This window comes from Lentzea sp. CA-135723 (genome assembly GCF_050936595.1).
Classification (GTDB): Bacteria; Actinomycetota; Actinomycetes; order Mycobacteriales; family Pseudonocardiaceae; genus Lentzea.
Map to the genome: position 1 here is coordinate 2,268,322 of NZ_JBNJMK010000001.1, position 23,009 is coordinate 2,291,330.

1 protein-coding gene (running past one end of the window) is annotated in these 23,009 nt (G+C 70.7%); it reads right to left on the minus strand.

What is annotated here, in order from left to right; all coding sequences use genetic code 11:
* Positions 1-152 precede the first annotated feature (152 nt).
* Positions 153-23,009, minus strand: the 3' portion of a protein-coding gene (locus ACQEU1_RS09420) for a type I polyketide synthase (protein ID WP_433198384.1). It continues 4,095 nt past the right edge of the window; 22,857 of the gene's 26,952 nt are visible here — the last part of the coding sequence; the start codon falls outside the window, past its right edge — the gene reads right to left on this strand; it ends in the stop codon at positions 153-155.

Consider the following 23,009-nt stretch of genomic DNA (forward strand, 5'->3'; position numbering starts at 1 on the left):
TCCGACAGACCTCTGGTCCGAAAACTAACGAGGGGGCCGTCAGGGACAACACCCCTGACGGCCCCCTACGCGTCCCCTACGGCCCCCGTTCTGAAAAGAATCGGGAAATCCCTAAAGAAACAGTTGGGAAAACCTTAGAAATACGGCCTTTCTCAGGCGCCGAGCTCGTTGTCGATGAAGGCGAAGATCTCATCGTCGTCGGCCGTGTCGAGCCGGTCGTTGATGCCGTCCTCACCCTCTGCGGGTGTGTACCGGGCCAGGAGAGCCTGCAACCGCTTCACCACACTGGCGCGCACGTCGTCGTCCAGTTCGGTGCGCACGGCGACGCCCTCCAGCCGTTCCAGCTCGTCCAGCACCGGAGTGGCCACCTGTTCGGTCAGCCCCATCTGGTCGCTGAGGTAGCCGACCAGGGCGGTCGACGTCGGGTAGTCGAAGATCAACGTGGCCGGTAGCGACAACCCGGTCGCCGCGCCCAGCGTGTTGCGCAGCTCCACCGCGGACAGCGAGTCGAAGCCGAGCTCGCCGAACGGGCGGTCCGGTTGCACCGCGTCGATCCCGCTGTGGCCGAGCACCGCGGCCACCCTGGCCCGCACGGCGTCCAGCAGCAGCCGGTCCCGTTCCATCGGGCTGACCGCGGCCAGCTTGTGCACCAGGTCCGGCTGGCCGGTGTCCTGCGCGGCGGGCTTGTCCGCCGTCTCGGTCAGCTTCGCGAGCAGCGGGGCCGGCCTCGCCGACTCGAACACCGCGGAGAAGAGCGTCCAGTCCACGTCGGCCAGGGTGATCGTGGTGTCCCGTTGCGCCATCGACTCGCGCAACGCGGACACCGCGCGTTCGGCGGACATCGCGGTCACGCCGCGGCGGCGCAGGTGCTCCGCCACCTCGCTGTCCGCCATCCCGCCGTCCGCCCACGGTCCCCACGACACCGACAGCGCCGTGAGCCCGCGCGCCCGCCGCGACTCGGCCAGTCCGTCGAGCGCGGCGTTCGCGGCCGAGTACGCCGCCTGCCCGCCGCTGCCCCACGTGCCGGCGATCGACGCGAACAGCACGAACGCGTCCAGCTCCCGGTCGCCCAGCAGCTCGTCCAGGTGCACCGCGCCGTCGACCTTGGCCGCCAGCACGCCGCCGAACTCCGTCAGGTCGTGCTCCTCGATCGGGCAGAACAGGTCGGTGCCCGCCGCGTGCACGACGGTGTCCGGCGGGTACAGCTCCACCAGCGACTCGACCGACGACCGGTCGGCGATGTCGCACGCCAGCACGGTCACCTTCGCGCCGAGTCCTTCGAGCTCCGAGACCAGGTCCTGCGCACCCGGCGCGTCCGGGCCGCGGCGCGAGGTGAGCACCAGGTGCTCGGCGCCCGCTCCCGCGAGCCACCGGGCCACGTGCCCGCCCAGCGCACCCGTGCCGCCGGTGATCAGCACCGTGCCGCGCGGCGTCCACTCCTCCGCACCGGCGTGCGCGGGTGCGGCGGCGAGCCTGCGGCCGAACACGCCGTCCGCCCGGATCGCGACCTGGTCCTCGGTTCCCGTCAGGACGGCGACGAACCGGTCGAGCGCCTTTTCGTCCACAGTGGACGGCAGGTCGATCGACCCGCCCCAGCGGTCGGGGTGCTCCAGCGCGACCACCCGGCCGAGGCCCCACAGGCCGGCGGCCACCGGGTCGACGCTCTCGTCGCCCACCACCACGGCGTGCCGCGTGACGCTCCACAGTGGAGCGTCGATCACCGCGTCGCCGAGCGCCTGCACCAGCACGACCATCGACGCGGCGTCGTCGACGAACGACAGCACCCCGTCCGCCGGCCCTTCGGTCATCAGCAGCTCGGTCAGCATCGTCCGGTCGGTCGACGCGCTGACCGGGACGATCTCGACGCCTCGTGCGGTCAGACCGGCGAACACGTCCGCGTCCACCTCGCCGACGGCGAGCCAGCGTCCGGTCGCGGCAGCACCGGTCTCGACGGGCGTCCAGCCCACCTGGTAGCGGTAGTTGGACTCCACCGACCGGCGCCGGGTGTCGCCGCCCAGCCAGAAGTGCTCGTGCTGGAACGCGTACGTGGGCAGGTCGACCCGCCGCGCACCCGTGCCGGCGAAGAACTTCGCCCAGTCGACCTCGACACCTCGGGCGTGCACCTTGCCGAGCGCGGTCAGCAGCGCCCGCGTCTCCTCACGGCCCTTGCGCAGGGCCGGCACGAACTCCGGCCCGCCACCCATGGCGGACAGCACCGCGTCCGGGCCGAGCTCCAGGAACGTCGACACACCCCGTTCCGCCAGCTCCGCGACCGCGTCGGCGAACCGGACCGTGCCGCGCACGTGCCGCACCCAGTACTCGGGGTCCGTCACCTCGCCCAGCATCGCGATCTGCGGCTCGTGGAACGTCAGTTCCGAAACCACCGCACGGAAGTCATCGAGCATCGGGTCCATCAACGGCGAGTGGAACGCGTGCGACACAGCCAAACGCTTCGACTTGCGGTCCGCGAACCGCGCGACCACCTGCTCCACCGCGGCCTCGTCACCGGCGACGACCACCGCGTCCGGCCCGTTGATCGCGGCCAGCGAGACCAGCTCACCCAGGTGAGGCGTGACCTCGTCCTCGGTGGCCTGCAAAGCCACCATCGCCCCGCCCTCAGGCAGAGCCTGCATCAACCGAGCACGAGCCGAGATCAACGTCGCCGCGTCCTCCAGCGACAACACCCCAGCCACATGAGCCGCAGCGATCTCACCGATCGAATGCCCAGCCAGGAAGTCAGGCCGAACACCCCACGACTCCACCAACCGGAACAACGCCACTTCCAGCGCGAAGATCGCCGGCTGGGTGAACTCCGTGCGGTCCAGCTCCTCGTCCCGCACATCGACCAGAGCCGCGACCTCGTCAAAAGCCTTGGCATATGCCGGGAACGCGTTGTACAGCTCACGACCCATGCCCACGCGCTGACTGCCCTGGCCGGTGAACAGGAACGCCAACCGGCCGGGTGCCACCGCCACGGGTTCGACCGAGGCCAGTTCGCGAACCAGGTCGTCCTGGTCCGCGGCGACCACCACGGCCCGGTGCTCGAACCGGGCCCGCGACGTCGCCAGCGAGAAGCCGACGTCCGTCAGGTCCACCGGAGCGAACCCGGCCAGGCGATCCGCCTGCTCCCGCAACGCTTCCGGCGACTTGGCCGACAGCACGACCGGCACCAGCGGCAACGGCTTCCGCTCGGCCTTCGCCGGTTCCGCGGCGGGAGCCTGCTCGATGATCGTGTGCGCGTTGGTCCCGCTGATGCCGAACGACGACACCGCGGCGCGGCGCGGCCGGTCGACGGCGGGCCAGTCCCGCGTCTCGGTCAGCAGGTCGACCGAGCCGGAGGCCCAGTCGACGTGCGGGGTCGGCTCGTCCGCGTGCAGCGTCTTCGGCGCGATGCCGTGCCGGAGCGCCATCACCATCTTGATCACGCCGCCGACGCCGGCCGCGGCCTGCGAGTGGCCGATGTTGGACTTCAGCGACCCGAGCAGCACCGGTTCGTCGCGGTCCTGGCCGTAGGTGGCGAGCAGTGCCTGCGCCTCGATCGGGTCACCGAGCGGGGTGCCGGTGCCGTGGCCCTCGATCACGTCGACGTCCGAAGTGGACAGACCGGCGTTGGCGAGCGCCTGGCGGATGACCCGCTGCTGCGACGGGCCGTTCGGCGCGGTCAGCGTGCTCGACGCGCCGTCCTGGTTGATCGCGGAACCCCGCACCACCGCGAGCACCTCGTGCCCGTTGCGGCGCGCGTCCGAAAGCCGTTCCACCAGGAGCATGCCGACGCCCTCGGACCAGCCGACGCCGTCCGCGGAGGCCGCGTAGGCCTTCGACCGGCCGTCCGCCGAGAGCCCGCGCTGACGCGAGAAGTCGACGAAGGTCTCCGGCGTGGCCATGACGGTCACGCCACCGGCCAGCGCGAGGTCGCACTCACCGGACCGCAGTGCCTGTACTGCCCAGTGCAGGGCGACGAGCGACGACGAGCAGGCGGTGTCGACCGTGACCGCCGGGCCTTCCAGCCCGAAGGTGTAGGAGATGCGGCCGGACACGACGCTGCCGGAGGTACCGGTGCCGAGGTAGCCCTCGACCTCGTCCGGGATGGCGTCCAGCCCGGTCGCGTAGTCGTGGTACATCAGGCCGGCGAACACTCCCGTCCTGCTCCCCCGCACCTTCGCAGGGTCGATGCCCGCGCGTTCGAACGTCTCCCACGACGTCTCCAGCAGCAGTCGTTGCTGCGGGTCCATCGCGAGGGCCTCACGCGGTGAGATCCCGAAGAACGCGGGATCGAACTCGTCGGCGTCGTGCAGGAAGCCGCCGGACCGGGTGTAGGTCTTGCCGATGGCACCGGGGTCCGGGTCGTACAGCCCGTCGATGTCCCAGCCTCGGCTGGTCGGGAACCCGGAGATCGCGTCCTCGCCGTCGACCACCAGCCGCCAGAGGTCCTCCGGCGACGCGACGCCGCCGGGGAACCGGCAGGCCATGCCGACGATCACGATCGGGTCGTTGTCGACGACCTTCACGGGCACGACCGCCTCGACGACTTCTTCCTCTCCCACGAGTTCCGTGCGGAGGTGCGTCGCCAGTGCGATCGAGGTCGGGTAGTCGAACACCACCGTCGCGGGCAGGCGCAGACCCGTCGCGGCGCCGAGCGCGTTGCGGAGCTCGACCGCGGACAGCGAGTCCAGGCCCATCTCGACCAGGCCACGCCCCGGTTCGACCACGTTCTGGTCGCGGTAGCCGAGCACGGTGGCCACCTGCGTGCGCACCAGGTCCAGCAGCAGCCTGTCCTGGTCCTCAGTGGACAGACCATGCAGCTGCTTCGACCACTGCCGCGACTCCGCCGACGACTTCGCGGCCGCACGACGCTTCGGCGCACGGACCAGGCCCCGCAGCAACGGTGGCACGTCTGCGCTCGTCCGCAGCACGGCGGTGTCGAGCTTCATCGGCACCACCAGCGCGGCATCCGTGCGCAGGCCGGCGTCGAACAACGCCATCCCGTCCGCGATCGGCAGCGCGGGCATGCCCGCCCGTGCGATCCGGGCGAGGTCGGCGGCCGACAGCCCGGCACCCATGCCCGTGGTCTGTTCCCACACGCCCCAGGCCATCGACACCGCGGCCAGGCCGTGTGCCCGGCGATGGGCGGCGAGGCCGTCGAGGAACGTGTTGGCCGCCGCGTAGTTCGCCTGGCCGGGAGCGCCGAGCACGCCCGACGACGACGAGAACAGGACGAACATCGCCAGGTCCCGATCGCGCGTCAGCTCGTGCAGGTGCAACGCGGCGTCGGCCTTCGCACCGAACACCGTGGCGAAGCGTTCCGGCGTCAGCGACTCCAGCACGCCGTCGTCCAGCACACCGGCCGTGTGCACGACACCGCTCAACGAGTCGATGTCCGCGATCACCGCCGCGAGCGCGTCACGATCAGACACGTCACAGGCCACGACATCGACCTGCGCGTCCAGCTCGGCGACCAACTCGGCCGCGCCCGGCGCGTCCAGGCCACGGCGAGAGGTCAGCACCAGGTGCCGGACCCCGTGCTCGGCAACGAGATGACGCGCCAGCTCGGCACCCAGCCCACCGGTACCACCGGTGATCAGCACGGTGCCGTCGAGCGTCCTGGCCTCGTCCGCCGGTGCGACGGCGACGAGCCGCGGCACGTAGACCTTGCCGGCCCGCACCGCCGTCTCGAGTTCGCCGCTGACCGGCGGGACGGTCGCGGGATCATCGGTGTCCACCAGCAGGAACCGGTCCGGGTTCTCGGACTGCGCGGTGCGGATCAGGCCGGACACCGCGGCGTGCGCGAGCGAGGTCACGTCCTCCCCCGCCACCGACACGGCGCCGGAGGTGACGACCACGAGCTGGTCGCGGTCGCTCGCGAGGAACGCGTGCAGCTCGGCCAGCACCGAGGCGATCACCTCGTGGGTGTCGCCCGCGGGGACCACCAGAAGATCAGTGGCCTGCTCGAAGTCCTCGGCCGGCAGCTCGGTCCACTCGACCGCGTAGAGCGGGTCGGCGGCCTTGCGCACGGAGCTGATCTCCCGCAACGTCAGCGAGTCGGCGCGCAGCACCGGGGCACCGGCCCCGTCCGCGGCCAGCACCGACACCACACCGTTGCCCTGCGGCGAGATCCGCGCCCGCAGCACGGCGGCGCCGGACGCGAACAGGTGCACGTCGTTCCAGGAGAACGGCACCATGCCGGTCCCGGTCTGCCCGATCCCCAGCGCGTGCAGCACCGAGTCGAGCAGGGCCGGATGCACGCCGAACCCTGCGGCGTGGCGCTGCTCCGACTCGGGCAGCTCGACCTCGGCGAAGAGGTCGTCGCCCGACTTCCACGCCGCCTTCAGGCCGCGGAACACCGGCCCGTAGGCCAAGCCACCCTCGGCCAGCCCGTCGTAGAGATCGGTGATCTCCAACGCCGTCGCGCCGGCAGGCGGCCACTCGCTCAGCTCGAAGTCCGACGCTTCGGACTCCGTCAGCACACCGACCGCGTGGGTCGTCCAGACGTCGCCCTCGTTCGTCAGCACGGACACCGACCGCCGACCGGCGTCCAGCTCCCCGACCGACACCCGCACACTCGCACCGGCGTCGGTCAAAACCAGTGGCTGCTGCAACAGCAGCTCTTCGACGTGCCCGCAACCGACCTCGTCGCCGGTGCGAATCGCCAGCTCCAGCAACGCCGTTCCCGGCACCACCACGGACCCGGCCACCACGTGGTCGGCCAGCCAGCGGTGCGTGCCGAGCGTCAGCTTCGCGGTGCCGACCACTCCGCCGTCGGGCATCGGCAGCACCGCGTCCAGCAGCGGATGCACGGCCGAGCTCGCTGCGGCCACGTGGCCGGAGCCCTCCAGCCAGAACCGCTCGCGCTGGAACGCGTACGTCGGCAGCTCCACCCGCCGCGCACCGGAACCCGCGAAGTACGCGGCCCAGTCCACCGCCACGCCACGGCTGTGCACCGCACCGACCGCCCGCACCAACGACTCAGCCTCCGGCCTGCCCTTCCGCAGCCCAGCGACCAGCACCGCGTCGGTAACACTTTCGGCGCCCATCGCGGTGAGCACGCCGTCCGGCCCCAGTTCCAGGAACGTGGAGACGCCCCGGCCTTCCAGAGTCGTGACCGCGTCAGCGAACCGCACCGCCTCGCGAACGTGCCGCACCCAGTACTCGGGGTCCGTCACCTCGCCGAGCATCGGAATCTGAGGCTGGTTGAACGTCAGCCCCGTGACCACGGCCCGGAAGTCGTCCAGCATCGGGTCCATCAACGGCGAGTGGAACGCGTGCGACACAGCCAAACGCTTCGACTTGCGGTCCGCGAACTGCGCCACCACCTGCTCGACGGCAGCCTCATCACCTGCGACCACAACGGCATTCGGTCCGTTGATCGCGGCAATGGACACCAGCTCGGTCAGGTGCGGCAGGACCTCGTCCTCGGTGGCCTGCAAAGCCACCATCGCGCCACCCTCAGGCAACGCCTGCATCAAACGAGCACGAGCCGAGATCAACGTCGCCGCGTCCTCCAGCGACAACACCCCAGCCACATGAGCCGCAGCGATCTCACCGATCGAATGCCCCGCCAAGAAGTCAGGCCGAACACCCCACGACTCCACCAACCGGAACAACGCCACCTCAAGCGCGAAGATCGCCGGCTGCGTGAACTCCGTGCGGTCCAACTCCTCGTCCCGCACATCAACCAGAGCCGCAACCTCGTCAAAAGCCTTCGCATAAGCAGGGAACGCGTCGTACAACTCACGACCCATCCCGGCACGCTGACTGCCCTGACCGGTGAACAAGAACGCCAACCGGCCACCGGCCACCGACCCCGGAGACAGGTTGCGCAACCCGGCACGCAGATCCTCGTGATCCGCAGCGACGACCACCGCACGGTGCTCCAGCAACGCACGGGTCGTCACCGACGAGAACCCGAGATCCGCCAGGTCACCGGAGTAGTCCAGCAACTGGTCCGCCTGGGCCTGCAGCGCCTCGGGCGTCTTGCCCGACAGCACCACCGGCACCACCGCCGGAGCGACGCGCTCCACCACGGTGCCCTCGACCACCGGAGCCTGCTCGATGATCGCGTGCGCATTGGTACCGCTGTAGCCGAACGACGACACACCGACCCGGCGGGCGCGTCCCGTCTCGGGCCACGGCGTGGTCTCGGTCGCCAGCTCAACGGCACCGGAGGTCCAGTCGATCTGCGCCGACGGCTCGTCCACGTGCAGCGTCTTCGGCACGATCCCGTGCCGCATGGCCAGCACGGCCTTGATCACCGCGGCGACACCGGCGGCGGCCTGCGTGTGCCCGATGTTCGACTTCACCGAACCCAGCAGCAACGGCGTCTGGCGGTCCTGGCCGTAGGTGGCCAGCAGGGCCTGCGCCTCGATCGGGTCACCCAAAGCCGTACCCGTGCCGTGCGCCTCCACCACGTCAACATCCGAAGTGGACAGACCTGCGTTCGCCAGCGCCTTGCGGATCACCCGCTGCTGCGACGGACCGTTCGGCGCCGTCAATCCGTTCGAGGCACCGTCCTGGTTCACGGCGCTGCCCCGGATGACGGCCAGCACCTCGTGGCCGTTGCGCTGAGCGTCCGACAACCGCTCCACGAGCAGCATGCCGGCACCCTCGCCCCACGACGTGCCATCGGCACCGTCCGCGAAGGCCTTGCACCGCCCGTCGATCGCAAGCCCGCGCTGACGGGAGAAGTCCACGAACGCCGCAGGCGACGACATGATCGTCACGCCACCGGCCAACGCCAGGTCGCACTCACCGGTGCGCAGCGCCTGGGCCGCGAGGTGCAGAGCCACCAGCGACGACGAGCAGGCGGTGTCAACCGTGACCGCCGGCCCCTCGAAGCCGAACGTGTACGAGATCCGGCCGGAGAACACACTCGCCGCCGTGCCGGTGCCGAAGTAGCCCTCGACCTCAGCCGGCAGCGACATCAGCTGCGAGCCGTAGTCCTGCCCGTTCGTACCCGCGAAGACACCGACCTGACCGCCCCGCAACGACGTCGGGTCGATCCCAGCCCGTTCGAAGGCCTCCCACGACGTCTCCAGCAACAACCGCTGCTGCGGATCCATCGCCAGCGCCTCACGCGGCGAGATCCCGAAGAACACCGGGTCGAAGTCACCGACACCGTCGACGAACGCACCCTCACGGGCGTACGACTTGCCCACCGCGTCCGGGTCCGGGTCGTACAGGTCCGCCAGGTCCCAGCCTCGGTCGGCCGGGAACCCGGTCACCGTGTCGACACCGTCGAACACGAGGTCCCACAACTGCTCGGGAGACGTGACACCACCGGGGAACCGGCACGCCATCGCCACGATCGCGATCGGCTCGTCCGTCCGGACCGCGGCCGTCTCCACGACCTCGACCTGTGCGCCGACGAGCTCCGACCGCAGGTGCTCGGCGAGCACGACCGGCGTCGGGTAGTCGAACACCAGCGTGGCCGGCAGCTTCAGCCCGGTCGCGGTGGCGATCGCGCCGCGGAACTCCACCGCGGTCAGCGAGTCGAACCCGAGGTCCTTGAACGCCCGCCCGGAGTCGACGGCGTCGTCCGCACCCAGCACAGCGGAGACCTGCTCGCGCACCAGCTCCACCAGCAGGTGCCGCTGCTCGCTCTCGGACAGCCCCCGCAACCGGGCGACCACGTCGGGGTTCCCGACCGGACCGGAAGTCAGTGCCTTGCGCACCTGGGGAAGATCCGCCAGCAGCGGGCTCGGCCGCACGGACGTGAACAGCGGGGCGAACTTCTCCCACTCCACATCCGCGACGACCACCGCACCGGCATTCGAGCCGACCGCACGACGCAGCTCGGCCAGCGCCAGATCCGGCGCCATCAAACGAATTCCACGCGCCCGCAGGTGCTCCTCGGCACCGCCCTCGGTGGCCATGCCACCGTCGGCCCACGCACCCCAGGCGACCGACACCGCGCTCAGCCCACGAGCCCGGCGCGACTCGGCCAAGGCGTCCAGGTAGGCGTTCGCGGCCGCGTAGGCAGCCTGACCGCCGGCACCCCAGACACCCGCGATCGACGAGAACAGCACGAACGCGTCCACGTCGCCGACCAGCTCGTCGAGAATCCTGGCACCGTCGACCTTCGCGGCCAGCACGTTCCCGAACTCGGTCAGATCCTGCTCGGCCAGCGGCGAGAAGATCTCCACGCCCGCCGCGTGCACGACGGCGTCCGGCGGGTACTCGGCGAGCAGGGCGGCGACCGCGTCGCGATCCGCCACGTCGCAGGCCACCACCGTGACCGGAATGCCCAGCTCCGCCACCAGTTCGGCCGCGCCAGGGGCGTCCATGCCCCGGCGGGACGTCAGCACCAGGTGCTCAGCACCGGCGCCCGCGAGCCACCGCGCGACCCGGCTGCCGAGCGCACCCGTACCACCGGTGATCAGCACCGTGCCACGAGGCGACCACTCGGCGGTGCCGGCCTGGGCGGGTGCGAGCCGGCGGCCGAATACGCCGTCGGCCCGGATCGCGACCTCGTCCTCGCCACCCGTCAGGACCGCGACGAGCCGGTCGAGCACCGCGTCGTCCACAGTGGACGGCAGGTCGACCAGACCACCCCAGCGGTCGGAGTGCTCCAGCGCGACCACCCGGCCGAGGCCCCAGATCTGGGCCAGCTCCGGCACGACCACGACGTCGTCACGGCCGGTCGACACCGCACCACGGGTGACGCACCACAACTTCACGTCAAGACCACGGGCCAACGACACCGTGTCGAGCACGTCCGCGCACAACGACAACACACCGTCGAAGTCGCCTTCGGGCATCGAACCCGGGCCCGTGACGACCACGTCGAGGCCACGCGCCACGAGCCCGTCGACCAACGCCGACTCGTCCTGGTCGGCGACCACCAGCCACCGTCCGGCGTCTCGTCCGGAGACGGTGACCGGCTTCCACTCGACCCGGTAACCCCACCCGGAATCACGCGACTCCGCACCGAGCCAGAACCACTCGTGCTGGAACGCGTAGGTCGGCAACACGGTCTTCGCGGCACCCGAACCGGCGAAGTAGGCGGTCCAGTCGACGACCTGCCCGCGCTCGTGCAGGACACCCAACGCCCGCACCAGCGACTCGGCCTCCGACCGGCCCTTCCGCAGCCCAGCGACCAGCACCGCGTCCGTCACGCTCTCCGCACCCATCGCGGTGAGCACACCGTCCGGCCCCAGCTCCAGGAACGTCGACACGCCCTGGTCCTCCAGGGTCGTGACCGCCTCGGAGAACCGGACCGCCTCGCGAACGTGCCGCACCCAGTACTCGGGATCGGTGACGTCACCCAGCATCGCGATCCGAGGCTCGTGGAACGTCAACCCCGAGACCACAGCCCGGAAGTCGTCCAACATCGGATCCATCAACGGCGAGTGGAACGCGTGCGACACAGCCAAACGCTTCGACTTGCGATCAGCGAACTGCGCCACCACCTGCTCAACGGCAGCCTCATCACCCGCGACCACAACAGAATTCGGCCCGTTGACCGCCGCAATCGACACCAACTCGGTCAGGTGCGGCAGCACTTCCGCCTCAGTGGCCTGCAAAGCCACCATCGCGCCGCCCTCAGGCAACGCCTGCATCAGACGGGCACGAGCGCTGATCAACGTCGCCGCATCCTCCAGCGACAACACCCCGGCCACGTGAGCCGCAGCGATCTCACCGATCGAGTGCCCAGCCAGGAAGTCAGGCCGAACACCCCACGACTCCACCAGTCGGAACAACGCCACCTCGAGCGCGAAGATCGCCGGCTGCGTGAACTCGGTCCGATCAAGCTGATCGTCACGGACGTCCACCAACGCCGCGACCTCGTCAAAAGCCTTCGCATAAGCAGGGAACGCGTCGTACAACTCACGGCCCATCCCAACCCGCTGACTGCCCTGACCCGTGAACAGGAACGCCAACCGGCCACCAGCCACCGAACCCGGAGACAGGTTCCGCAACCCGGCACGCAGATCATCGTGATCCGCCGCGACCACCACAGCACGGTGCTCCAGCAACGCACGGGTCGTCACCGACGAGAACCCGAGATCCGCGAGATCAGCGGTGACGCCCAGCAGCCGATCCGCCTGGGCCTGCACGGCAGCCGCGGTCTTGCCGGACAGCACGACCGGAACCACGGGCAACGGCTTGCGCTCCACGACCGGCGCGGAGAACGCCGGGGCCTGCTCGATGATCGTGTGCGCGTTGGTGCCACCGATGCCGAACGACGACACCGCAGCACGACGCGGCCGGTCGACCACGGGCCAGTCCCGCGTCTCGGTCAGCAGCTCGACAGCACCGGACTCCCAGTCCACGTGCGGGGTCGGCTCTTCCGCGTGCAACGTCTTGGGCGCGACGCCGTGCTGCAGCGCCATCACCATCTTGATCACGCCACCGACGCCGGCCGCGGCCTGCGAGTGGCCGATGTTCGACTTCAGCGACCCGAGCAGCACCGGCCGCTCGCGGTCCTGACCGTAGGTGGCGAGCAGTGCCTGAGCCTCGATCGGGTCACCCAGCTTCGTGCCGGTGCCGTGGCCCTCGATCACATCGACGTCCGAAGTGGACAGACCAGCGTTCGCAAGCGCTTGCCGGATCACCCGCTGCTGCGACGGACCGTTCGGCGCCGTCAACGTGCTCGACGCGCCGTCCTGGTTCACCGCCGAACCCCGCACGACCGCAAGAACCTCGTGCCCGTTGCGACGAGCATCGGACAGCCGCTCCACCAGGAGCATGCCGACGCCCTCGGACCAGCCGACACCGTCCGCCGAAGCCGCGTAGGCCTTCGACCGGCCATCCGCCGACAGCCCGCGCTGACGCGAGAAGTCGACGAACGTCTCCGGCGTCGCCATCACGGTCACACCACCGGCCAGCGCGAGGTCGCACTCACCGGACCGCAGCGCCTGAACCGCCAGGTGCAGTGCCACCAACGAGGACGAGCACGCGGTGTCGACGGTGATGGCCGGGCCTTCCAGCCCGAACGTGTAGGACACCCGGCCGGACAGCACGCTGCCGGACACACCGGTGCCGACGTAGCCGCTGACCTCCTCGGGAATCGTGATCGGCCCGGTCGCGTAGTCGTGGTACATCAGGCCGGCGAACACACCCGTCCTGCTGCCCCGCACCCCAATCGGGTCGATACCCGCCCGTTCGAACGCCTCCCAGGAGATCTCCAGCAGCAGTCGCTGCTGCGGGTCCATCGCCAGCGCCTCGCGCCGGGTGATGCCGAACAGCGCGGGGTCGAACTCGCCCGCGTCGTGCAGGAAGCCACCAGAACGGGTGTAGCTCTTGCCGGCGGCGTCGGGGTTCGGGTCGTAGAGCCCGTCGACGTCCCAGCCGCGGTTGATCGGGAAGGACGAGATGGCGTCGGTCCCGGAGTCGACCAGCCGCCAGAGGTCCTCCGGCGACGTGACGCCACCGGGGAAGCGGCAGGCCATGCCGACGATCACGATCGGGTCGTCGTCGGTGACGCGCACTGGCACGATCGCCTCGACGACCTCCTCCTCGCCCACCAGGCCGGTGCGCAGGTGCGCCGCCAGTGCGATCGAGGTCGGGTAGTCGAACACCACCGTCGCCGGCAGGCGCAGACCGGTCGCGGCACCGAGCGCGTTGCGCAACTCCACCGCGGACAACGAGTCCAAGCCCATCTCGACCAGGCCACGTCCGGGCTCGACCATGTTCAGGTCGCGGTACCCGAGCACCGTCGCCACCTGCGTGCGGACCAGGTCCAGCAGCAGGCGATCCTGGTCCTCGGTGGACAGTCCGCGCAACTGGGCCGACCACTGGCGCGACTCCGCCGACGACTTCGCCGCGGTACGACGCTTCGGTGCCCGCACCAGGCCCCGCAGCAACGCGGGAACCTCAGCGCTCGTCCGCAGCACCGCGGTGTCGAGCTTCATCGGCACCACCAGTGCCGCGTCCGCGCGCAGACCGGCGTCGAACAACGCCATGCCGTCCGCGATCGGCAACGCCGGCATGCCCGCCCGTGCGATCCGGGCCAGGTCCGCGGCCGACAGCCCCGCACCCATGCCCGTGGTCTGCTCCCAGACACCCCAGGCCATCGACACCGCGGCCAGGCCCTGCGCCCGGCGATGTGCCGCCAGGCCGTCCAGGAACGTGTTCGCAGCCGCGTAGTTCGCCTGGCCCGGTGCGCCGAGCGCACCCGATGCCGACGAGAACAGGACGAACATCGCCAGGTCCAGGTCCTGGGTCAGCTCGTGCAGGTGCAACGCGGCGTCGACCTTGGGCGCGAACACCGTGTCGAACCGCTCCGGCGTCAACGACTCCAGCACGCCGTCATCCAGCACACCGGCCGTGTGCACGACACCGGTGAGATCCTCGATCCCCGCGAGCACCGCGGCCAGGGCAGAGCGGTCGGACACGTCACAGGCCACGACGTCGACCTGCGCGTCCAGCTCCGCCACCAGTTCGGCCGCGCCCGGCGCGGCCAGGCCACGGCGAGAGGTCAGCACCAAACGCCGAACACCGTGCTCGGCAACCAGGTGACGAGCCAGCTCCGCGCCCAGCCCACCGGTACCACCGGTGATCAGCACGGTGCCGTCGAGCGTCCTGGCCTCGGCGGCCGGCGCGACGGCGGCAAGGCGCGGCACGAAGATCTGGCCCGCTCGCACCGCCGACTCCTGCTCGCCGCTGATCGGCGGCACGGTCGCGGGGTCATCGGTGTCCACCAGCAGCAGCCGGTCCGGGTTCTCGATCTGCGCCGAGCGCACCAGGCCGGACACCGCGGCGTGCGCGAGCGAGGTCACGTCCTCGCCACCCACCGACACCGCGCCGGAGGTCACCACCACGAGCTGGTCGCGGTCGCTCGCCAGGAACGTCTGCAGCTCGGCCAGCACCGCGGCCGTCACCGCGCGCGGGTCACCTTCCGGGACCACCAGCACGTCGGTGACCGACTCGAGCTCCTCGACCGGCAGCGCCGTCCACTCGACCGCGTACAGCGGGTCGGCGGCCTTGCGCACCGAACCGATCTCCCGCAACGCCAGCGAGTCGACGCGCAGCACCGGGGCACCGGCACCGTCCGCGGCCAGCACCGTGACGGAGCCGTTGCTCGCGAACGAGATCCGGGCGCGGAGCACGGCGGCCCCGGAGGCGAACAGGTGCACGTCGTTCCACGAGAACGGCACCGTGCCCGTCCCGGTCTGCTCGATCCCCAGCGCGTGCAGCACCGAGTCCAGCAGCGCCGGGTGCACACCGAACCCAGCGGCCTGGCGCAGCTCGGACTCGGGCAGCGCGACCTCGGCGAAGAGGTCGTCGCCCGACTTCCACGCCGCCTTCAGCCCGCGGAACACCGGCCCGTACAGCAGTCCGCTCGCGGCCAGACCGTCGTAGAGATCAGTGATCTCCAGCGCGGTCGCACCGGCCGGCGGCCACTCGTTCAGCTCGAAGTCAGCTGCCTCGGACTCCGTCAGCACACCGACCGCATGGGTCGTCCAGACATCGCCGTCCTGCGCCTGCAGGGTGACCGAACGCCTTCCACCGTCGAGCTCACCGACGGACACCCGAACGCTCACACCGGCGTCGGTCAAAACCAGTGGCTGCTGCAACAGCAGCTCTTCCACGTGCCCGCAACCGACCTCGTCGCCGGTGCGGATCACCAGTTCCAGCAACGCGGTCCCCGGCACCACCACGGACCCGGCCACCACGTGGTCGGCCAGCCAGCGGTGCGACGTCGTGGACAGCCTCGCCGTACCCAGCACGCCACCGTCGGGCATCAGGAAGACCGCGCCCAGCAACGGGTGCTCGGCCGAGTCCAGTCCGACGACCGCGCCGGTGCCTTCGAGCCAGAACCGCTCGCGCTGGAACGCGTACGTCGGCAGCTCCACCCGCCGTGCACCGGAGCCCGCGAAGTACGCGGCCCAGTCCACCGGCACGCCACGGCTGTGCACCGCACCGACCGCCCGCACCAGGGACTCCGCCTCCGGCCGTCCCTTGCGCAGCCCGGCGACCAGCACCGCGTCCGTGACGCTCTCGGCACCCATCGCCGTGAGCACACCGTCCGGTCCCAGCTCCAGGAACGTCGACACACCATCGGATTCCAGCGCCCGCACAGCGTCCGCGAACCGGACCGTGCCACGGACGTGCCGCACCCAGTACTCGGGGTCCGTCACCTCGCCCAGCATCGCGATCCGAGGCTCGTTGAACGTCAACTCCGAGACCACGGCCCGGAAGTCGTCCAGCATCGGGTCCATCAACGGCGAGTGGAACGCGTGCGACACGGCCAGGCGCTTCGACTTGCGGCCCGGGAACTGCGCCACGACCTGCTCGACCCCAGCCTCGTCACCCGCGACGACGACCGACTGCGGGCCGTTGATCGCGGCGATCGACACCAGGTCGGACAGATGTGGCGTGACCTCGTCCTCGGTGGCCTGCAAGGCGACCATCGCGCCGCCCTCAGGCAGAGCCTGCATCAGACGGGCACGAGCGCTGATCAACGTCGCCGCGTCCTCCAGCGACAGCACGCCGGAAACGTGGGCCGCCGCGATCTCACCGATCGAATGGCCGGCCAGGAAGTCCGGGCGAACACCCCACGACTCCACCAACCGGTAGAGCGCCACTTCCAGCGCGAAGATCGCCGGCTGGGTGAACTCGGTTCGGTCCAGGTCCTCGTCGCGCACGTCGACCAGAGCAGCGATCTCGTCGAACGCCTTGGCGTAAGCGGGGAACGCGTCGTAGAGCTCGCGGCCCATCCCGGCCCGCTGACTGCCCTGACCGGTGAACAGGATCGCCAACCGGCCCTCGGAGGCAGCGGTCGACGAGCCGTTGACCACGGTCTCCAGCTCGGCCCTCAGATCGTCCGTGACCGCGAGCACCGCCCGGTGCTCCAGCCGGGCCCGGCCGGTGGCCAGCGAGAACCCGAGATCCGCCAGATCACCCGAGTACTCCAGCAGCGACGCCGCCTGCGCCTGCAACGCCTCGGGAGTCTTGCCCGACAGCACCACCGGCACCACGGCGGGAGCAACGCGCTCCACAGCACCTTCGACCACCGGAGCCTGCTCGATGATCGCGTGCGCGTTCGTACCGCTGTAGCCGAACGACGACACACCGACCCGGCGCGCGTGACCCGTCTCGGGCCACGCCACGGTCTCCGTGGCCAGCTCGACCGCACCGGCGCTCCAGTCGATCTGTGGCGAAGGCGCGTCCACGTGCAACGTCTTGGGCACCACACCGTGCTGCATCGCCAGGACGGCCTTCATGACCGCGGCGACACCGGCGGCGGCCTGCGTGTGGCCGATGTTCGACTTCATCGAGCCGAGCAGCAGCGGCACATCACGGTCCTGGCCGTAAGTGGCAAGCAGGGCCTGCGCCTCGATCGGGTCACCCAGCGCGGTACCCGTGCCGTGCGCCTCCACCACGTCAACATCCGAAGTGGACAAACCGGCGTTGGCCAGCGCCTTGCGGATCACCCGCTGCTGCGAAGGACCGTTCGGCGCCGTCAAACCGTTCGACGCGCCGTCCTGGTTGATCGCGGAACCACGAACCACGGCCAGCACTTCGTGGCCGTTGCGCTGAGCGTCCGACAACCGCTCGACGAGCAGCATGCCGACGCCTTCGCCCCACGCCGTGCCGTCGGCACCGGCGGCGAAGGCCTTGCACCGCCCGTCCAGCGCGAGTCCGCGCTGACGGGAGAAGTCGATGAACGCAGCCGGCGACGACATGATCGTCACGCCACCGGCAAGAGCCAACGAACACTCACCGTTGCGCAGCGCCTGCACCGCCAAGTGCAACGCCACCAACGAAGACGAACACGCCGTGTCGACCGTGACCGCAGGCCCCTCAAAACCAAAGGTGTAAGAAATGCGGCCGGAGAACACACTCGCCGCGTTACCGGTCCCGAAGTAGCCCTCCAGCTCCGCCGGCACGGCACCAACCTGCAGCGCGTAGTCCTGGCCGTTGGTACCCGCGAAGACACCGACCTGACCGCCCCGCAACGACGTCGGATCGATCCCGGCCCGCTCGAACGCCTCCCACGACGTCTCCAGCAACAACCGCTGCTGCGGGTCCATCGCCAGCGCCTCACGCGGCGAGATCCCGAAGAACGCCGGGTCGAACGACGCCACGTCGTGCAGGAACGCGCCTTCACGGGCGTACGACTTGCCAGGGGCGTCCGGGTCCGGGTCGTAGAGGTCCGCCAGGTCCCAGCCGCGGTCGGCAGGGAACGCGGTCACGGCGTCACCGTTGTCGATCAGCAGCTGCCACAGGGCTTCCGGGGTCGTGACGCCACCGGGGTACCGGCAGGCCATGGCCACGATCGCGATCGGCTCGTCCGACCGGACCGCCGTCGCGTCCACCACCTCCAGCTGGGCCCCGACGAGCTCGGACCGCAGGTGCTCGGCCAGCGCGGCCGGCGTCGGGTAGTCGAACACCACCGTGGCCGGCAGCTTCAGCCCGGTAGCGGTGGCAATGGCGCCGCGGAACTCGACCGCGGTCAACGAGTCGAACCCGAGGTCCTTGAACGCCCGCCCGGACTCCACGACGTCCTTCGCGCCCAGCACGGCGGACACGTGCTCGCGCACCAGCTCCACCAGCAGGTGCCGCTGGTCGCTCTCGGACAGACCTCGCAACCGGGCCACCACGTCCGCGTTCCCGGCAGGAACGGCCGACAGGGCCTGCCGCACCTGGGGAAGATCGCCCAGGAACGGGCTCGGCCGCACGGACGTGAAGAGCGGGGCGAACTTCTCCCACTCCACATCCGCGACCACGACCGCACCGGCGTTCGACCCGACCGCCCGCCGCAGCTCCGCGAGCGCCAGATCCGGCGCCATCAAACGGACTCCGCGCGCCCGCAGGTGCTCCTCGGTGTCGCCTTCGGTGGCCATGCCACCGTCGGCCCACGCACCCCAGGCGACCGACACGGCGTTCAGCCCACGCGCCCGGCGCGACTCCGTGAGGCCGTCGAGGTAGGCGTTCGCGGCGCCATAGGCAGCCTGGCCACCACTGCCCCAGATACCGGAGATCGACGAGAACGTCACGAACGCGTCGACGTCGCCGACCAGCGCGTCGAGGTTCCTGGCGCCGTCGACCTTCGCGGCCAGCACCAGCTTGAACTCGGCCAGGTCCTGCTCCGCCAGCGGAGCGGAGATCTCGGTGCCCGCCGTGTGCACGACAGCGTCCGGCGGGTACTCCGCCAGCACCGCCGCCAACGCGTCCCGATCCCCCACGTCGCAGGCGACCACCGTGACGGGAACGCCCAGCTCCGCCACCAGTTCGGCCGCGCCAGGGGCGTCCATGCCCCGGCGCGACGTCAGCACCAGGTGCTCGGCGCCCGCACCCGCGAGCCACCTCGCCACCCGGCTGCCGAGCGCACCGGTGCCACCGGTGATCAGCACCGTGCCGCGCGGCGACCACTCGGTGGTGCCGACGCTCGCCGACACCAGCCTCCTGCCGAACACACCGGACGGCCGGATCGCGACCTGGTCCTCGCTCCCCGCCAGCACCGCGACCAGGCGGTCGAGCGCCCGGTCGTCCAGCTCTGGCAGGTCGACCAGGCCACCCCAGCGGTTCGAGTGCTCCAGCGCGGCGGCCCGGCCGAGCCCCCAGAGCTGGGTCAGCTCCGGATCGACCACGACGTCGTCACGACCGGTCGACACCGCGCCACGCGTCGCACACCACAGCTTCACGTCGAGACGACGCACCAGCGAGATCGTGTCGAACACGTCCGCGCACAACGACAACACACCGTCGAAGTCGCCGTCCGGCACCGAGTCCGGGCCCGCGACGACGACATCAAGACCACGCGCCACGAGCCCGTCGACCAACGCCGACTCGTCCTGGTCAGCGACCACCAACCACCGTCCGGTGGCCCGCCCGGAAACGGTGACCGGCCGCCACTCGACCCGATATCCCCAGCCCGAGTCACGCGGCTCCGCGCCGAGCCAGAACCACTCGCGCTGGAACGCGTACGTCGGCAGCTCCACCCGCCGCGCACCGGACCCGGCGAAGTACGCCGCCCAGTCGACCTCGATCCCGCGGGCGTGCGCCGTGCCGACCGCGCGCACCAGCGACTCGGCCTCCGGCCTGCCCTTGCGCAAACCGGCGACCAGCACCGCGTCCGTGACGCTCTCCGCACCCATCGCGGTGAGCACACCGTCCGGCCCCAGCTCCAGGAACGTCGAGACGCCCCGACCCTCCAGAGTCGTGATCGCGTCGGCGAACCGCACCGCGTCCCGGACGTGCCGAACCCAGTACTCGGGGTCCGTCACCTCGCCCAGCATCGCGATCCGAGGCTCGTGGAACGTCAGCTTCGACACCACGGCCCGGAAGTCGTCCAGCATCGGTTCCATCAACGGCGAGTGGAACGCGTGCGACACGGCAAGTCGCTTCGACTTCCGGTCCGCGAACTGCGCTATCACCTGCTCGACAGCGGCCTCGTCACCCGCCACCACAACAGAATTCGGCCCGTTGACCGCCGCAATCGACACAAGGTCCGTCAGCAGCGGCAAAACCTCCGCCTCGGTGGCCTGCAAAGCCACCATCGCGCCGCCTTCCGGCAGCGCCTGCATCAACCGCGCACGCGCACTGATCAACGTCGCCGCATCCTCCAGCGACAACACCCCGGCCACATGAGCCGCAGCGATCTCACCAATCGAATGCCCAGCCAAGAAGTCCGGCCGAACACCCCACGACTCCACCAACCGGAACAACGCCACCTCGAGCGCGAAGATCGCCGGCTGCGTGAACTCCGTGCGGTTCAGCGTCTCCTGGTCGTCGATCCGCACGTCGACCAGGTCGCACACGTCGTCGAAGGCGTCCGCGAAGACGGGGAACGCGTCGTACAGCTCCCGGCCCATCCCGGCCCGCTGGCTGCCCTGTCCGGTGAACAGGAACGCGAGCCGGCCGCCGGTCGCTGGCTCGGACTCGCCGCGCAGCACGGTCTCCAGCTCGGCGCGCAGGTCGTCGGTGACCGCGAGCACCGCCCGGTGCTCCAGGCGAGCCCGGCCGGTGGCGAGAGAGAACCCGAGGTCCGCCAGGTCGCCGGTGTGGTCGAGCAGCGCGGAGGCCTGCGCCCGCAGTCCCTCGGCGGTCTTGCCGGACAACACCACCGGCACCACGGCCGGCGTCCGCCGCGGCGCGGCGGCCGGCTCGGCGACAGGCGCCTGCTCCAGGATCGCGTGCGCGTTCGTGCCGCTGAACCCGAACGACGACACACCGGCCCGGCGCGGCCGGTCGGCCGCCGGCCACTCGGTGGCCGACGTGGCCAGGTCGATCGCCCCGGCCGACCAGTCGACCTCGTGCGAGGGCTCGTCCACGTGCAGCGTCTTCGGCACGACCCCGTGCCGCATCGCCTGCACCATCTTGATCACCGCGGCGACACCGGCGGCGGCCTGCGTGTGCCCGATGTTCGACTTCACCGAGCCGAGCAGCAGCGGAACCTCACGGTCTTGGCCGTAGGTCGCCAGCAACGCCTGCGCTTCGATCGGGTCGCCCAGCGCGGTACCCGTGCCGTGCGCCTCCACCACGTCCACGTCCGAAGTGGACAGACCGGCGTTGGCCAGCGCCTTGCGGATCACCCGCTGCTGCGACGGACCGTTCGGCGCGGTCAAGCCGTTGGAGGCACCGTCCTGGTTGATCGCGGTGCCACGCACGACGGCCAGCACCTCGTGGCCGTTGCGCTGGGCGTCCGACAACCGCTCGACGAGCAGCATGCCGACACCCTCACCCCACGCCGTGCCATCGGCCCCGTTCGCGAACGCCTTGCAACGCCCGTCGACCGCGAGCCCGCGCTGACGGGAGAAGTCGATGAACGCGGCGGGCGACGACATGATCGTCACACCACCGGCCAGCGCCAACGAACACTCGCCGTTGCGCAGCGCCTGCACCGCCAAGTGCAACGCCACCAACGAAGAAGAACACGCCGTGTCGACGGTGACCGCCGGACCCTCGAACCCGAAGGTGTAAGAAATGCGGCCGGAGAACACACTCGCCGCGTTGCCGGTGCCGAAGTAGCCCTCCAGCTCGGCCGGCAACGACGTGAGCTGCGACGCGTAGTCCTGGCCGTTCGTACCCGCGAAGACACCGACCTGACCACCGCGCAACGAGGTCGGGTCGATCCCGGCCCGTTCGAAGGCTTCCCACGACGTCTCCAACAGCAGGCGCTGCTGCGGGTCCATCGCCAGCGCCTCACGCCGGGAGATCCCGAAGAACGCCGGGTCGAACTCCCCCGCCTCGTGCAGGAACGCGCCCTCGCGGGCATAGGTCTTGCCCGCGGCGTCCGGATCGGGATCGAAGAGGTCCGCCAGGTCCCAGCCTCGGTCGGTCGGGAACCCGGTCACCGTGTCGACACCGTCGAACACGAGGTCCCACAACTGCTCAGGAGACGTGACGCCACCGGGGAACCGGCACGCCATCGCCACGATCGCGATCGGCTCGTCCGTCCGCACGGCCGTCGCGTCCACCAGCTCCACCTGGCCACCGACGAGCTCGGACCGCAGGTGGTCGGCCAGCGCGACCGGGGTCGGGTAGTCGAACACGACCGTAGCCGGCAGCGCGAGACCGGTGTCCGCCGCGAGCACACCGCGGAACTCCACCGCGGCCAGCGAGTCGAACCCGATCTCCTTGAACGCCTTGTTGGGCTCGATGGCCTCACCGGACGAGTGCCCGAGCACCGCCGCGGCGTGCCTGCGCACCAGGTCCAGCACGACGTGGCGCTGCTCCTGCTCGCCCAGGCCGGTCAGCTGGGCCGTCAGGCCTGCCCCCGCGTCCTTGCCCCCGCCCGCCGCGAGCGCCTCCGCGGCCTGCGGCAGGTCCTGGAACAGCGGGCTGTGCCGCTCGGAGGCGAAGACCGGCGCGAACCGCGCCCAGTCCACGTCCGCGACGGTCACGACGGTCTCGTCCAGCGCGAGGGCCTTGCGCAGCGCGCTGAGCGCCAGCGCCGGGTCCATCGCGCGGACTCCGCGCAGCCGCAGGTGTTCCTCGGTGTCCTCGACCGTCGCCATGCCCGCGCCGGCCCAGGCGCCCCAGGCCACCGCCAGCGCGGTCAGGCCACGTGCCCGGCGCGACTCCGCGAGGCCGTCCAGGAACGCGTTGGCCGCGCCGTAGGC